Below are 15,960 nucleotides of genomic sequence, written 5' to 3'. Positions count from 1 at the left end.
TAAACTAACTTGGTTGGCGGTAATACCACCCATACCGATGCGGTCTATACCTAATTCAAAGTCTTTGAGGACATTGGGTACATCGGGTAGGGAACCGCCAACTACTAACCAGAAGTTATCTGCACCTTGACCGCCCCAGAGGAAATTGTTACCACCCTGTCCGGCGTAGAGGCTGTCATTACCATCGCCACCAAACAGGCGATCGCCCACGGTAGAAAACAGTTGGTCATCACCGGAACCACCATAGAGGCGATTATGACCATCTGGACTAGAGCGCAGCACATCCGGAGCGGAACCACCAAACAGCATTTGTCCCCGTCCTTCTGCTACCTGTAAGGTGTCATGGTCAGCCCCACCCAGGAGGATATTCCCGCCATCGGCTTCCACAACCATCAAGGTATCTTGACCCCGACCGCCATCTAAAACGCTACCCCTAGCAGGTCCTTGAGCACCAATCATTAAGGTGTCGTCCCCATCGCCACCACTGGCGTAGCTGTCACTACCCACCAAGATAGTATCGTTACCCGTTCCGCCATATATTGCACTACTAACAGATTGACTTCCATCTACCTGGTCATCTCCATCCCCGGTAAACACCGTAATACCTGATTGGGTACTGGTTAAAATCAAGTCATCTGCACTAGGGGAACCATTAATTACACTGACAAGTTCTGACACTGGGTCAATGACAGTATCGGTTCGGAAAGCTAAGTTTTGCAATCTGGTATCCAAGTCCCGGGAGGTATCTGCTTGACCAAAGGGAGTAGTCAAGAAATTGCGGAATAGGTATTCTGCTAAGGCGTCTTGCTCTGTACCATCAGGTGCAAAAGTAGCATTACCAGTGGGGGGAACACCAGCATCCCCTGCTAAAACCAGTTGGTTAGCACTCTCACCTTGGGGGAAAGGATAACCATCACCCCCACCAGCTAAAAAGTTGAGGGTCACCATGCGGAAAGTGCGGTTAGGGTCGCCGACAACTTCCCCTGCTCTAACTACGACATCCAAATCTTTCCCGGTTTCATCCTCAATGGCTAAAGACCTCACCCGGTCACCAGGTTCCCTAGTCAAATCGAAACTAAAAGAGAATCCGGATATTTGGGGGAAGCTGCCGGGGGAGGTAGTATCATTTGATGTGATAGAGGCGACACCGTGTTCTGCTATAGCTAACAGTTGGGCAGCGGTGAGTGTGACTAAAGTTAAGCCATTATTAAAACTCAGGGCGTTAGCAATGTCATTCTGAGAAACACCGCCCTCAGGTTTGACAATATTACCATTACCATCTATTACCGCCTCATTAGGTAAAGTGACAAACATCCCAGCACCGGTAGGTACGACCACTCGCCCAATACTGTTACGAATCCCGCCGCCATTTTTGAAAGAAATCACTACATCTGGGTCAAAATCCCGGGCGATCGCCAAATTAGCATCAGCGGTCAGGTTCCCTAAATTAGTTTCCTGTCTTCTGACACTATTGCGATCGCCATTCAGATAAACAGAACTAACCCCAAAGAAATTACTTTCCTGCTGTACTACTACATCTTGCAAACTATCCACAATTGCTTGAATTTCCGGGTTAACTAAACCTCCCAGGTCAGCGACTCCCTGAGCATCCGTAGCATAGGACCCCCCTACATTTGGGTTATAGCTATCTGGAATAATCACCCCATTATGGTCAAAGTCAACCACCAAGCGACCAAGGTACTTATAATTACCATCAGTACTCACCACAGCTACGGGGTTTCCATCAGCATCAGTTGTGAATAGGGGGTAATTTCCTTGTTCGGTGTCCCCCACCCGCAGACGGTCATTCTCATCGACTAACCGTGTATTCGACCCACCAGTTACGATAATATCTACAGACCGCAACCGGGTCGCCAATTCCAACTCAATCCCTAGCTGCTGCATATGGGCCAGCAAAATTACTTTGTCCACATCTGGGTTAGTTGCTAACAGCACATCCACATCAGATTGAATTTCCGCTGCTAAAGCATCCAACTGGGACGGAGTGGGATTGACATCAAAAGGTTGGGGTGTAACTGTCACACCCCCCGGATTAGAAATAATCCGCAGTGTGGGCGTTGTGCTTCCCACCACCCCGATTTTTTCCCCGTTGACATCAAAGACTACACTAGCCGCAATACTGTTAGGTAGGGGGGCTTGGGCATCAGCAACTACTAGGTCAGCCAGGTTAGGATCGGTGCTAAAATCTAAGTTAGAACTCAGGTAAGGGAAGGCGGTTCCGGGGAAGCTTGCATTATCCCCAGCGATTAAATCTCTGAGTACCCCCGTCCCTGCATCAAATTCATGATTACCAAGAGCAATAGCCTGGACTCCTAAAGCATTCTGAATGAGAATGTCACCCCGTCCTAAACCACCGTAGACTATCTGGGAAGCATTGAAGAATAGACCGGGTATATAAGCATCACCGGAAGAGAGAACAAGGGTATTGGGGAAACCTGGTATACCATCATTGTCTAAATCCTCGGCTTTGAGAGCATTGAGTACAGCTGATAACCGGGGAATATCTGTAAAGGCCGAAGCACCCGCCTCTTGGTCTGCAAAGTGGAACAGTTGGAGGGTAAAAGGCGGTGGGGTAACGCTAAATAAAGAAGTAGTACCACTGACTTCATTGGCGACTACTACCAAAGGTTCCCCATTGGGACTATCGGCGGCGGGGATGAAAATTATCCCCTCAGCCCCCAAATCCCCCGCCAGACCAGAGTTAGAAGCCAGGCTAACATCACGGTTGTTAACGTAATTTACGAAGAAGGCCTCGGCGGGGTTAGTAATGTCATAGGTAAATACACCGCCAAACCGCTCTTGACCGATGAAAGCATAAATCCGCCCATCAATCTCCCCAATAGCTACTCCCTCTGGTTCGGGTCCTTTGTTGTCGCTGCGGGTATCAAAATCCGTGGTACTGTGGTTAGAGTTGAAGTGGTCTGGGAAGCGTTCGGCAATAAATTCTTCAAATTCTGCCCCACTGTCGTAAGCTAAATTACCTTCGGTATCCCAGATGCTAAAGGAGCGACCGCCAAACACATATAGCTCATTGTATGCCAGGGTGGAAGTGAGTTGTCCGCGAATCTCCCCGGAGCGGTTACCTACAGTGTGGACGTTAAAGTATAAGTCTACTTCATCGCCAATATTGGCATTGAGTAGGGTGGGGACAAATTCACTCAGTGCTTTGGTAGCTGGGTCGCTTTCTCTCCAAATCCCGTTAAGTGTGGTGGAACCATCGGCGTTAAAGCTAAAGCTCAGGTCTGGGTCTTGGTCGGGGTTTAAAATACCAAACACCACTGGACCATTTGCGCCCCGGAGTGCTTGATGGAAATGTAACATGGTTACATCATCACTAGGGTCGGGGGTTTGGGGACTTAAGCCTAACACTGGACCGAAGTCTAACCCGGTAATGGTCAGTTCATAACTCAAAGCTGTACGGTCATCGTTGAGTTTTAATACTGCGTTCCCTCTAGCGGGAGTGGTGACTGGGGTGACTTCCTGGGCGCCGGTGAGGGTGGATCTAAAGAAAATCCCATCACTGATACCATTAGCAGTAGTGACTGTGAGGCGACCTAGGTTCTGATCTCGTTGTAGTTCCCGTGCGTTGGGGAAACTATCCCGGTCAAGTATGAGGTCTTTGACTCTGGCTTCTTCAGCAAAGCCGCGGTAATCTCGGGCGTCTCCTTCGTTTGCTGTGACGATGTAAGTCTGTCCGTTGATTTCGTAGAGGGCGATCGCATCGGGTTGATACATCCCGAACAGGTTGGGGTAATTGGTGATGTTAATCGCCCCATCGCGATCGCTCACATCCAAAGGATTATTCACACTGCGTAAATCAATCAACCCCAAAGCCAGGGGATAGACTGTTTCAAAGTCATTATCATTGAGTACCGCGATGGTGTGAGCATCAATTAAAGCCAATCCCTCGGGTTTATCCACAAAGTCATAACCGATCTTGGCTAAATCCACCTCTAGGGTTTTCCCCACTGGGTTAATCCCTAAAGCCTGTAGTTGGGATACTGGTAAACTATCAAAGGTAGCACCTGCTGGTAATATAGCTGGGTCTACAGTTCTCAGATTAGTAGCACCTTCTAAGGTAATCCGGAACACATTTTTAATGGAATCACGCCCGGGATCGGAGTCTCGCTCAATTACCAAGAACTCACCCGTACCCTCTCCTAGGGAGACCGCATCGCCGATTTTATCGCTTTGACCCCCTACTAATTGATAGAGATATTCACCGGTGGTTGTAGATGTGGCTATATCCAGTTCTAAAATCCGAATTACTTGGGAGTTACGAGAACTGGGGTTATTTAAGGGACTCTGGGTAAAGGCGAAAATCTTGCCATCTTGGTAAGCTATACCTTCAAAGCCTCTATTATCGCGGCGTTTTAGATATTCAGGGGGGAGAACTTCTAAACCAAAGGTTCCTACCGGTTGTCCTGCTCGTTCTGCTGTGCCCTCGGCTACAAAGCGGTTAATTAAAATCCCCAGGGGGTTGAAGTGGTAAATGGCGGGGCGATATTCGTCTACTAACCAGTAACTACCATCGGGGGTGCGGAGGAATCCTTCAAAATCCGCGCCGTAGGGGTCAAATTCTAGTAGGGTTCCGTCGGGGGCGATGGGGGTGAGACCATCGTCATCCCCCTGGATATTGGGTAAGCGGGTAACTGGGGTTATACCATCTTCCCGGAACAATTGTACACGTTCGGTAACTGTGATTTTACGGTTGTTGCGGTCTAGCTCAAAGCGGACAATTTCCGTCGGTGCATCAGCAAAGGGAAAGACGCGAGCATCAGTTCTACCATCCCCTGTGGTGTCGCGGGTACTGGAGGGATTGCGGTCTGGTACCCCGATCAACTGTAATTTCCCGGTGTCGGTAAATCCTTCAAAGAAGATTCCACCTAACCCACCTAACAAGATTTCCCCACTGCTCGCCGGTTCTACTGTTGTTGTCCCATTGAAGGGGGGTAAGGTGGTGCGGTCAAAGGTGAATATTTCTGCTCCGTGGGGTTTGTAACCCTGGGGGATGATATTGGTGAATGTCCCGGAGGGGATATCTAGGACGGCGATCGCGTTATTTTCTTGTAAGGCTACATAGGCGGTGCGAGAGTCCCCAGAGATAGCAATATACTCTGGTTCCAGGTCTTGGGCGACGGTGGCGTTTGGTCCAAAAATCCGCACACCGGCGGCGATTAAAGCATCCCGTTGATCATTAAAAGCTGTGAAGTCGGCGGTGATGACATTATCTTGGGTAAGGTTTGCGACTCCCCCGGAAATATCAATAATACTAACAGACCCCTCTGGGTCAATGGTATAGTCTGCGTTGGGTTCCCCTTCATTGGCTACTAATACTTTAGTGCCGTCGGGGGTAAATAGGAGCATATCCGGTAAGGCTCCCACGGTGACGGCGCTGAGGAATTGACCATTAGTGTCGAAGAATACTACTTTACCTGGTTCAGTGATGACGGGGTTATCAATAGCTACTGCGACGATACCATTAGAGACGGCGACACTATTAGCTGTGGCACCATATACAGATGGGTCAATTTCAAATAGCTTAGTGGGATTACTGGGGTTGCTAATATCTAGCACCTCTACTGCTGGTGCGCTGGCGTTGACTATGAATAGCCTTTGAGTCTGGGGGTCATGGACGACAATTTCTGCAGCACTACGATTAAAAATATTAGTCGCATAGGTTCCAAGCAGATTGAGTTGTAGTTGAGACATAATAAGTTGAGAACAAAGAGGTATAATAGAGTTGGGCGATCCGCGATAGCTACCGCTGTGCGTAGCCATAGGTCTGTTTAAATTCGGTGTGAGAAACCCTATTAATCTCAATAGGTGAAAGTCAAACCCACTATGGAACCAACTGCTACGCTTTCGCTATCGGCGTTATGAGACTTTGGTGATTCTCATGGCTAAGGTGGGATGGCTCAGTGTTCCGCCCCCCAAAGGACTAATATTCCCCCCATGAGAATATGCGTAATGTGGCAATCCCATTTGATTCTCACTAACTCAGGGAGGGTAAGATGTTGGGGATAGGGAAACTCTTATTCTAAAGTTGTTCATGAATCATCCAGAGGCTATAACCACGGGTATATAGTGCACTCCCAAAGTTAAGAATTGATTATCCAAGAATTAATAAAGATTAAAAGTATTGAATTTGCACCAGGTTATCATCCCACTGGGGATTACCGACTTTGCAGACATCAAATCATAGCTTGGGTGGCTACGGTTCCATAGTCGGATAATCTTGTTTACAGTTATTCCCAGAATCCCTTGGCCTGTGATATATTACAAATATTGATGTATTTTGTCAAAAAAATAACCACCTAATGGGGGAGGAAAAGTGTGGAGGAATACTAAATCTTAGGAGTGCACAATACCCGAAAACCGTAGTTGAGGCTGTGATGATCCTGGGAATTCCAATGACGACTAGCAATGCGATCTCTAGTTTATTAAATTGGCCAGTTTGTAAATGATTCGCGCCCCGACGTTACCATCCCACTGCGCATTACCAACTTCGCAGACATCAAAACCGATAATTTGTCTACCGCTTCTGACTAATTCCCGGAATAAATAAAAGGTTTGCTCTAATTCTAATCCTCCGGGAACAGGTGTACCTGTATTTGGGCAAAGTTTAGGGTCAAGTCCGTCCACATCAAAGCTAATATAAACTTGTTCTGGTAAATGACTGATGATTTCTCGACATAAATCAAGCCAAGTGTTACCGGCGTAAAGTTTTTGTTTAATAATGCGATCGTAATAAGGGATAATCCGCCGATGAGATTGGTCAATTATGTTCACTTCCTCATGGGAAATGTCACGCAACCCTACCTGCACTAGTTTAGATATTTGCGGTATTCTCAGGGCGTTAAACATGATAGAAGCATGGGAAAATTCAAAACCCTCATAAGCATCGCGTAAATCTGCATGAGCATCAATATGTAAAATGCCGTACTTGGGATACTTGGTAGCTAAGGCTTGGAAGTAACCTAAAGGTACACTATGATCACCACCAATAACTGCAACCCGCTTACCCTGGTTCATTGCTGTTTGACACTGGGTGAATAACCATTGATTGAGTTGTTTCCCTGCTTGATTAATTTCTGTGAGGACGGGAGTTAAATCGGGTGTATTTGTCAGTGGTTGACCTTGTGCTAGTCGTTCAATGATTTTAGCTGCCAAGGTACGATAATATTCATTTTTTTGGAAAATATCCGGAGGAATTTCCATCATGAAAATTCCTTGTTTCCACCCATGAGGACGATCTAAATCGAATAAATCTACTTGTACAGAAGCATCAAGAATCTGTTGTGGTCCTTTGGCTGTACCAGCACCATAGGATACGGTCACTTCCCAGGGTACAGGAATGATAATTAAGTTAGCAGACTCATAGTCCGATGGCAACCCAAAGATGTTACCATTAATTTCACCTACTCCACTGGGATTGTAGTCTGGCTGTTGAATATTCATTGTCTTGGTTTTACACCCACGGGTAAGCTGTGATATTTTACGAAGATATTGTAACTCAAAAGTATTGATCTCATCTGTGTACCTACATATAAGCCTCTATGGGTATACATCTGTGGATGAGGTTGTTAATTCCTCTTCTAGTTCTTTCACCAAAGAAGCAACTACAGCTTTTAAAGAACCTGTATTTTCAAAGACTCGTCGCTGACGGGTATAACTAGCGCCGGTTTCTAATCTTTGCGCGAGTAGTTGCAAGTATGAACTTGCTCCCAAATTGTCAGCAGTGGGGGCGATCGCATCTAATATATCCCGAATTATATCGCCTATGGGTCTAGTGCCACCTTGCTCATTTTCGATGTAATTTGCATCTAAACCCCAGCGAGACGCTCGGAAAAAATTTTCTTTTTCCATTAACCAAGGTAGGGGGGACAACAAAAATCCTGTGTGTTTGCCTTGGGGGTAGTGGTAGAGGTATAATACGAGGGAGTGGATAAGGGCAGCCAGGATGATGGACTCTTTTACCGTTGGTTGAGCATCCATGACTCTGATTTCTAAAGTTCCCAACTCTGGCTGGGGTCGTAAATCCCAGTGAATGTCCCGGATAATCTGAAACATTCCGGCGTTTTGGGAGCTAATAAAGAATTGACAAAAATCTTTCCAGGTGGGAAACAACCCAGGAGTACCATAGGTTCTCGATGATGATAGGAAGCGGTGACGATAAGAAGCAAAGCCAGTATCACGACCCCACCAAAAAGGTGAACTAGCAGACAAGGCCAGTAAAATGGGGAGATAAGGTTGGAGCTTACCCATGATATCTACAGCTACATCACCGGATGGCATTCCCACATGAACTTGGAGAGCAAAGGTCATCATCATATCTGCGAGATAGCCCGATGCGGCTTGTTGGGCGAGATACCTGGGAGTGGGTGTAACATTGGTAAAGCGATCGCAAAATGGATGAGTACCAGAAGTACAGATATTCATCCCCAGATTCTGGCATTGCAGCTTAAGGTGAGAAAGAATAGCCAAAATATCAGTTTCTAACTCATGGATATTGAGGCACACTCTGGAACTAATTTCAACAGAGGCTTGCTGAAACTCTGGCTGGATGCAAGAATTTTTGGGGATGTGTGCCAACAAAGGTAAAATCCCATCTACCAATTGTAGGGTTTGGGGATTGAGCAATTGTAACTCAATTTCCATACCGAGAGAGAATTCAGAAGAACTTTTAAATTCTAAATCTGTCATCCCATCTTCCTCTGACTAGTACATCTGGCGTGACATACTAGTTTAATGACTTTTTGTGTTGGGTGACTTCTACTTTAAAGGTGTTGACACTTCCCCTGACCCTCTTTCTACCCAAAGGATGTAAGGAGTATAAATTCAATGGGTGTGTGGTTCCCTGATCTTGCGATTACCCGAAACTGGGTTAAACTGGGTTTACCATCTTGGTAATTCACTTCTTGAAGGGGAGGATTTTGGTCACTGGGCGCTGCAGTCGCACAGGGAAGGGGTTTGAGTGCAACGCTGTTGATACCAATGGCTAGGGGACTAAACTGCAACTTAAATTATCCCCAGATATAGACATTGTTACCATTATTTCCACATAATAGAGTGCATATACGCAGCTAGGTGTTTTTCTCAAAAACCGTGCCAAGATAGAAAGTAAACAGTTTAGTCAAAGGAAGGCTAAAAAACACAGTGCAGATTACTTTTTTAGGGACGAGTTCTGGTGTACCTACGCGATCGCGCAATGTTTCGAGCATAGCGCTAAGATTACCCCAAAGGGCAGAACTATGGTTGTTCGACTGTGGCGAAGGGACTCAGCATCAAATTTTGCGGAGTGACCTGAAAATGAGTCAAATATCCCGAATTTTTATCACCCATCTGCACGGTGATCATATTTTTGGCTTAATGGGACTTTTGGCTAGTTGCGGGTTAGGTGGGAATGTGCAACGAGTTGATATCTACGGACCACCGGGATTAAATGAATATATCCAAGCTGCTACGCGTTACTCACATACACATTTTTCTTATCCTATCAAGGTTCATGTGGTGCGTCCGGGAATTATTTATGAAGATAATGATTTTACCGTCAGGTGTAGCCCTTTACATCACCGCATTACAGCATTTGGTTACCGGGTTTCGGAAAAAGACCGCCCAGGAACCTTTGATATAGACAAAGCCAAAGCCTTACAAATTCCCCCAGGTCCGGTTTACGGTCAACTCAAGCGCGGTGAAATAGTCACACTCAGCGACGGAAGAGTAATTAAGGGTACAGAATTATGTGGACCTACAGAAATCGGGCGCAAAATAGCTTATTGTACAGATACAATTTATGCTGATGGTGCGGTAGAATTAGCACAAGATGCAGATGTGTTGATTCATGAGGCTACCTTTGCCCATCAAGATGCAGATTTAGCTTTTGAGCGATTGCATTCTACCAGCACCATGGCGGCGCAGACAGCTTTAATGGGTGGGGCGCACCGGTTGATTATGACTCATTTTAGTCCCCGATATGCTCCCGGTAACAGCATTGAATTAAAAGATTTACTCAATGAAGCCAGGGCAATTTTTCCTAATACACATATGGCTTATGATTTCATGACTTACAGTGTACCCAGGAGAAGGGAGTCTGTTGAAGTCTGCACGCTTTGAAAAATGTGGATTCCGATAGCTGGCGCCCAGTAGCCATACTGTTGTGTCCCAAAGCGGCTTTGACCGGTTCAAACAGTCCCACCCGCCTCGACCTATTATGAGGTTGTACGGCTACTTTAGGTTTTACTGGAAGATTTTACCTATTGAAGGCTGCTCAAGGCGATCGCCTTGAGCAATGTGTAAAGCCCAATCACCTTGTCAATTAGGACTTTCTCAACAGAAATCTTGTACCTCGTTGTGTAATCTAGCAGCTATACGGAATAATTCTTGTCCTGTGTGCAGATAACGCTCATCATAGCTTAAGGGAAAATACGCTAACTCTTCTATACCATCTCCTACTTGACCCAGACTGTGGTATAAATAAGCCGCCCTTTTAGCTAAACTGGGGGGATTTGGTAGGGAACGAAAAATAACTTGGGCTTGCTTCAGGTCTTCTCGACAGGTGTTTAAGTATTCTGCAAATTCCTCTAATAACTGATCATCAAAAGGATCCGCCGCTAGTTCCTCAACTTGATCTTCTAGAGAATAGAGAATCCGATCAAGCAGTTCATTGACTGGTTGATAAACCAAGCGTAGCCATTCCTCAACCTGTTCATCAGCATCTCGTCCCGTTGGTCTAGTGGTTTGGTAACGTTGTTGACCTGGCCGTTGTTGATACTGACCATTTAATTTTTCCGAATTGTCTTGCAGTTGTTGGTCATACTGACGGCGATTTTGACTGTCTCTTAAGACCTCATAGGCTGCATTGATGCGAATAATCTGCTCTTTATCTGCTGTTTCCTGATTACTGTCCGGATGAAACAACTTCACCAAGCGGCGATAAGATTGCTTAATCTCCGCTTGGGTAGCATTGGCATTTACTTTGAGAGTTTCGTAATGGTTATAAACTTGTTTGGAATCGACCATGAATTTAATGTAACATTTAGCTGATGCTAGTGGCTACTTTAGCTTCCAAGTCTTGGAACAAAGGTGTACTTAAATATCTTTCTCCAAAACTAGGCTGAATCATGACTATTAAGCGCCCTTGATTCTCTTTTCGTTGTGCTACCCGAATGGCTGCACATAAAGCGGCACCGGTAGATATACCTGACAGTAGCCCTTCCTCTCTGGCTAAACGGCGACCATAGGCGATCGCATCGTCATCAGTAACGGTAACTACCTCGTCAATCAGTTGTACTTTCAGAACTTGAGGGATAAACCCAGCACCAATTCCTTGGATTTTATGGGGGCCTGGTCTTCCTCCTGATAATACTGGGCTATTGGTTGGTTCCACGGCGATGGCCTGAAAACTGGGTTTTCGGGCTTTGAGAATTTCCGCCACACCGGTGATTGTACCACCTGTACCCACACCAGCCACAATCATATCTACCTGCCCATCGGTATCTGACCAGATTTCCTCAGCTGTAGTTTCCCGATGTATTTTGGCATTGGCGGGATTGCGGAACTGCTGCAACATATAAGTATGTGGGGTAGTATCAACTATTTCCTGGGCGCGGCGAATTGCGCCACTCATACCCTCAATTCCCGGTGTTAGTTCTAATTCTGCCCCATAAGCCCGCAACATCGCCCGCCGTTCCCCGCTCATGGTTTCTGGCATAGTTAAAATTAACCGATAACCCTTAGCTGCTGCGGCCATAGCTAGAGCAATACCTGTATTTCCTGATGTGGGTTCTACCAATAAGGTCTTTCCCGGAGTAATCAAGCCTTCTGCTTCGGCCGCGTTAATCATACTCACCCCAATGCGGTCTTTGACTGAGGATGAGGGGTTCATACTTTCGAGTTTCACCAATATTTGGGCGACACATCCCTCCGCTTGGGGGATACGGTTCAGCTGTACTAGGGGTGTGCGACCAACTAATTCTGTAATGTTACGGGCTATTTTCATAATTATTGCTAATTTCCCTATTTATTTATCTGTGAAAACTAAATGTAGTACATAATATCCAATTGCCGACGGGAATCCCTTTTTTCACAAAGATCCTGAATTGTGTAGTTTTGTAACACTAAGTTTGCCGCTTGACAAGCTTCCTGCCAGATGTCTTTAATCACAGCAGTATCTATACTTTTAGGATTGCTGTCTTCTTCACAAGTCCGTATATCTAACCCTTCCAAACATTGTAAAACATCGAAAACTGTAATTTTCCAAGGTTCCCGCGTCAGAAAATAGCCACCTTTGGAACCACGTTGACTCTTAACTATACCCCCCCGTCTCAAAGTCGCCAGTAACTGCTCCAAATAGCGGTCGGGGATGCTCTGTTGGGCTGCGATTTGGCGAATTTGCATCGGTTCACCGCTTTGATAATGAGTTGCCATCTCGATGAGGGCGAGAATGGCGTATTCAGATTTACATGATAGTTCCACAAGCAGTAATTATGAGTAAGGGGTCAAGAAAAAGTTAAATAGAGTAATGACTCTTAACTTTTTCTAGTATACTCCGGTTCTCCACTGGGGTTTGCTCTTTAATTTCAGGGACAAGAAAAAGCCCCGGGTGATGGCGGGGCGCAATTAATTAAGGAGGAAATTTTGAGCAGATTTACCAGTTTCTAGAAATTGAAGGTGGTTCTGACAGTACCGATAAATACATCTTCGTTGTTACCGTTCTGTGCAGAGTTGGTCATCCAAATCACTCCGGGAGTGACTGAGATGTGATCAGAAATGCGATGCTTGTAGAAGCCCTCAACTTGGTATGGAATTTTGTCTAAGCCTTGCACTCTATCAAATGCGTGGGGTTGAGCACCGGCGAAGATCCCCAAAACGTTACCTCTTCTCCCGAAGTCAGGTAAGGCTATCCCAGCTCCATAACTCCAAATTTCGCTGTTGTCGTTATCACCAGAGCCTTCGACATCAGTATAGGACACAAAACCACTGATGGATAACTTTTCACTGGGTCTGAAGGCGGCGGAAGCACCGTAAGACTGAGTGGAAAAGGGGCTGCGATCGCCTGTTTGGTTGTTAATACCACCATAGTTTGCTACAGTAGTACCAACAATGGGTCGAGGCGAAGGACTCGCACCAAAAGGATCAAGTTTGGCATTAGACCCACTATCGAAGATAGCCGAACCTGTTCCGTGATACCCACGTACATAGGTAGCTGCTAGTGCCACGCGATCGCCAAGGTTGATGTTAAACTGTCCCAGAGCGCCATAGTTACCCTGGAATATACCGGAACCGAGACTGGGATCATTAGGTTCTGATCCCAAGTAACCTACAGTTACTGAGCTATTGCTAGGGCCACCTTCACCAAGGGGTAAGGTATAAGCAAGACCCGCACCACCACCAATGCGATAAATAGGACTTTGAGCAGCAAAAGTAGTTAAAGCACCATTACCCCCGTCTGTACCATCAGCAAAGTAAGGGTTATTAACAGGTGCATAGTGGCTATGTTTACCACCATGAGCCGCAAGGTAAACTTGACCGCGACCGAGGGGAGTTTGATAGGTGAGTCTATCTATCTCAACATTGTTAGCACCACTATTACCAATGTTAAATGTTTGCATACCTTCACCGCTTTTGGCGATGGCCGGTAAACCATCTGCACCCGCTGGGAGTTGTCCATCGTTACCTAGGTCAAAGTTATTAGAATTACCAGATACTAAACTGGTAGTCAAAATATCCCGACCGGTGAAGCTGCTATGTAAGCCTAAACGGACTCTGTTTTGAAAAACACCGTTGTTATTATCGCCAACTCGATCACCAAAGGTATCGGTAACAGCAAAAATTGCTTCACCACTTAGCTTGGTAGTAGTAGAAAACTGATTAGCTTCCAACTCACTAGTGCGCCATTCTAGGGAATCTACACGACCGCGTATAGTTGCCAACTCGGCGGAAAATTCCTCTTGCAACCGCTCTAAGACAGCTAAGTCTTGTCTGGTCGCCATGTCAACGGTGGCTGTGGCGATCAACTCGTTAACCCTATCCAAACAGGCGTTTAAACCAGCCGCAAATTCGTAACGAGTTAAAACCCGGTTACCGCGATAAGTCCCATCTGGGTAACCTGTAATACAACCGTAGCGCTCAACTAAGGACTGCAACGCTTGAAATGCCCAATCTGTCGGTTTTACTTCATGAAAATCGGAAACCGATGTTACTTGGGAGAGAATTGTATTTTCTCCACCTTCATTGCTGTAGTTATTAACTTGGTTAATAACACCACTGTCCTGAGTTACGGGAGAAAACTCAGTAGCCGCTGGTTGTGGAATTGTAGAGAATTCAGTCGTAGTAATTGGCGCTGCGATTCCTGTTCCTGAAACTAATAAACTTGCGCCCAAAACTGCCGGACCAACCACCAGGGACTTCCGCAATATCATATTAGACATATTAGCTTTTCACTCACACCTTGTATAGATAATTGTTGCTACATTTACCTCATGAATTAAACAATTTTTGTATTCATGAGATACAGTTGCTATTATCAAAAGTTTAGTTTTTACCTAGCTAATAACCTATTAATTCAAAACTTAAATTAACCTTAAATTAATGTGATTAAAGAAGGCAAATACAAAACTCTATAGCCTACCATTATAATGCACCTGAAGTATATGACAAGATATTAGCCCATAGCCTCATTAACTCTCACCAATATCTAAAAAAATGAGACGATCCGAGAAATTATATGTTCCCCGTTAGTCTCAACTATTGATATTACCTATAATTAGAGCTTGTGAGCAAAAAACTTTTAACTGATTTGAGAAATTACCTCAGCTAAATCAAAATCCTTTTGTGTCAAGCCGCCTGCATCATGTGTTGTCAAGGTGATATTGACTTTGTTATAGGAGATTCCTATGTCTGGATGATGTCCGGAAGATTCAGCAGGTTCTACCAGCTTGTTTACAAATTCCATCGCCGCAATGAAATCTTTAAATTTGCGGGTAGTCTGCAATTTAGAACCTGTAACTGTCCAACCTGACAAACGGCTGGACTGTGACTGAATTTCTACCTCAGTTAGTAATTGTGCCATATGAACAAATCCTGTTTACATTTTGCCTACAACTTGCACTAAATTATCTTTTGCTGATACTTTACCCTTTGATTCCTAAAACACAATTACAGCACATTTCATCTGAGTAGGTACAAGGGCGGGCAAGAAAGATGCCCACACCACAAAAGTTTTATCATTCAATCTGTACTTCAGGTTCGGTGAAAGGTGCTGTATCTAGGAATAATCAACAGGTTTAGTTGCTATGAATGTGCAAACTAACTGTAACGTAATTTTTATATTCAATTGAGCCAAAAACCATTGATAAATTTGAGAATACCCATAAAAAACTATCCGCTCTGATTTAGATCAGTTGATCTAATATCAGAGCGGTCTAGTGGGTCTTCAGGTTGCAACCAGACTGCCGGAAGGAACTCCGATCTTTAGCCTAGTGACTTGAGCTAACTTAGTCTCTCAAGGTGACTAAGGCTAACTTTTAGAGAACAGCCCCGGCGCACAGCCGGCTAACTGCAACCTGATGACCCATGGTTATACTACTTTCGATCATGGGCATCACCTCCTTGTTGCCTAAGCGGTCTTAGTATCAAAAGGGCAGAGCATATGGCTCTGGGTTGTTAACCTCCACCCAATATAACACAGAATTTTAGTTAGACCAAAAAAAAAATACCCCCGCTTGTGAGCGGAGGCCGAATGAAAAATCGAGAATGAGGTTTTTATTTTAGAGTGCGTTACCGCGAGGTAGAACTTCCTCAGGGAATACAAATTGTTTGTGAGGCTGATCTTGAGGAGCCATCCAAGCGCGGATACCCTCGTTCAGCAAAATGTTTTTGGTATAGAAAGTTTCAAACTCTGGGTCTTCTGCTGCCCGCAATTCTTGGGAAACGAAG

At 45.3% G+C, this 15,960-nt stretch carries 9 protein-coding genes and 1 pseudogene; 1 reads left to right on the top strand and 9 read right to left on the bottom strand.

The features are described 5' to 3' along the window. The 3 genes from NWP21_RS04340 to NWP21_RS04330 all read right to left on the bottom strand — a co-directional run. The coding region (locus NWP21_RS04340; RefSeq protein ID WP_280791746.1) for an esterase-like activity of phytase family protein at nucleotides 1-5,733 on the bottom strand (5,733 nt) is incomplete at its 3' end. A gap of 723 nt (nucleotides 5,734-6,456) precedes the next feature. Then, nucleotides 6,457-7,482, bottom strand: coding sequence for an agmatinase family protein (locus tag NWP21_RS04335; protein ID WP_280791745.1), 1,026 nt, complete (start codon nucleotides 7,480-7,482; stop codon nucleotides 6,457-6,459). A 96-nt stretch (nucleotides 7,483-7,578) separates the two neighbouring features. Continuing rightward, complete coding sequence (locus tag NWP21_RS04330) at nucleotides 7,579-8,727, bottom strand: YbdK family carboxylate-amine ligase (protein ID WP_280791744.1); 1,149 nt, start codon at nucleotides 8,725-8,727, stop codon at nucleotides 7,579-7,581. 453 nt (nucleotides 8,728-9,180) lie between these two features. Here NWP21_RS04330 and NWP21_RS04325 point away from each other — a divergent pair, with 453 nt between their 5' ends. Further along, nucleotides 9,181-10,137 (top strand): ribonuclease Z, encoded by a 957-nt coding sequence (locus NWP21_RS04325; RefSeq protein WP_280791743.1) that lies wholly within the window; start codon nucleotides 9,181-9,183, stop codon nucleotides 10,135-10,137. A 213-nt stretch (nucleotides 10,138-10,350) separates the two neighbouring features. On the opposite strand, the gene NWP21_RS04320 is transcribed toward NWP21_RS04325, so the two are convergent. The 6 genes and pseudogenes from NWP21_RS04320 to NWP21_RS04295 all read right to left on the bottom strand — a co-directional run. Next, a complete protein-coding gene (locus NWP21_RS04320) occupies nucleotides 10,351-11,043 on the bottom strand; it encodes a J domain-containing protein (protein ID WP_280791742.1) in 693 nt (230 codons plus the stop codon). 16 nt (nucleotides 11,044-11,059) lie between these two features. Further along, nucleotides 11,060-12,022, bottom strand: a complete 963-nt coding sequence (cysK, locus tag NWP21_RS04315) for a cysteine synthase A (protein WP_280791741.1) — start codon at nucleotides 12,020-12,022, stop codon at nucleotides 11,060-11,062. 38 nt (nucleotides 12,023-12,060) lie between these two features. After that, nucleotides 12,061-12,498: an Rrf2 family transcriptional regulator gene (locus NWP21_RS04310; protein ID WP_271733573.1), complete on the bottom strand. Its 438-nt coding sequence runs from the start codon at nucleotides 12,496-12,498 to the stop codon at nucleotides 12,061-12,063. Between the two features lie 182 nt (nucleotides 12,499-12,680). Beyond that, entirely contained in the window at nucleotides 12,681-14,453 is a 1,773-nt protein-coding gene (locus NWP21_RS04305) for an iron uptake porin (RefSeq protein ID WP_280791740.1), read from the bottom strand. Between the two features lie 359 nt (nucleotides 14,454-14,812). Further along, a complete protein-coding gene (locus NWP21_RS04300; RefSeq protein ID WP_271764331.1) occupies nucleotides 14,813-15,094 on the bottom strand; it encodes a 4a-hydroxytetrahydrobiopterin dehydratase in 282 nt (93 codons plus the stop codon). A gap of 697 nt (nucleotides 15,095-15,791) precedes the next feature. After that, nucleotides 15,792-15,960, bottom strand: a pseudogene (locus NWP21_RS04295) (photosystem II D2 protein (photosystem q(a) protein)); the annotation flags it as partial.

This window comes from Anabaenopsis sp. FSS-46, assembly GCF_029891665.1.
Lineage (GTDB): Bacteria > Cyanobacteriota > Cyanobacteriia > Cyanobacteriales > Nostocaceae > Anabaenopsis > Anabaenopsis arnoldii.
This window is presented reverse-complemented; position numbering and strand designations above follow the sequence as displayed.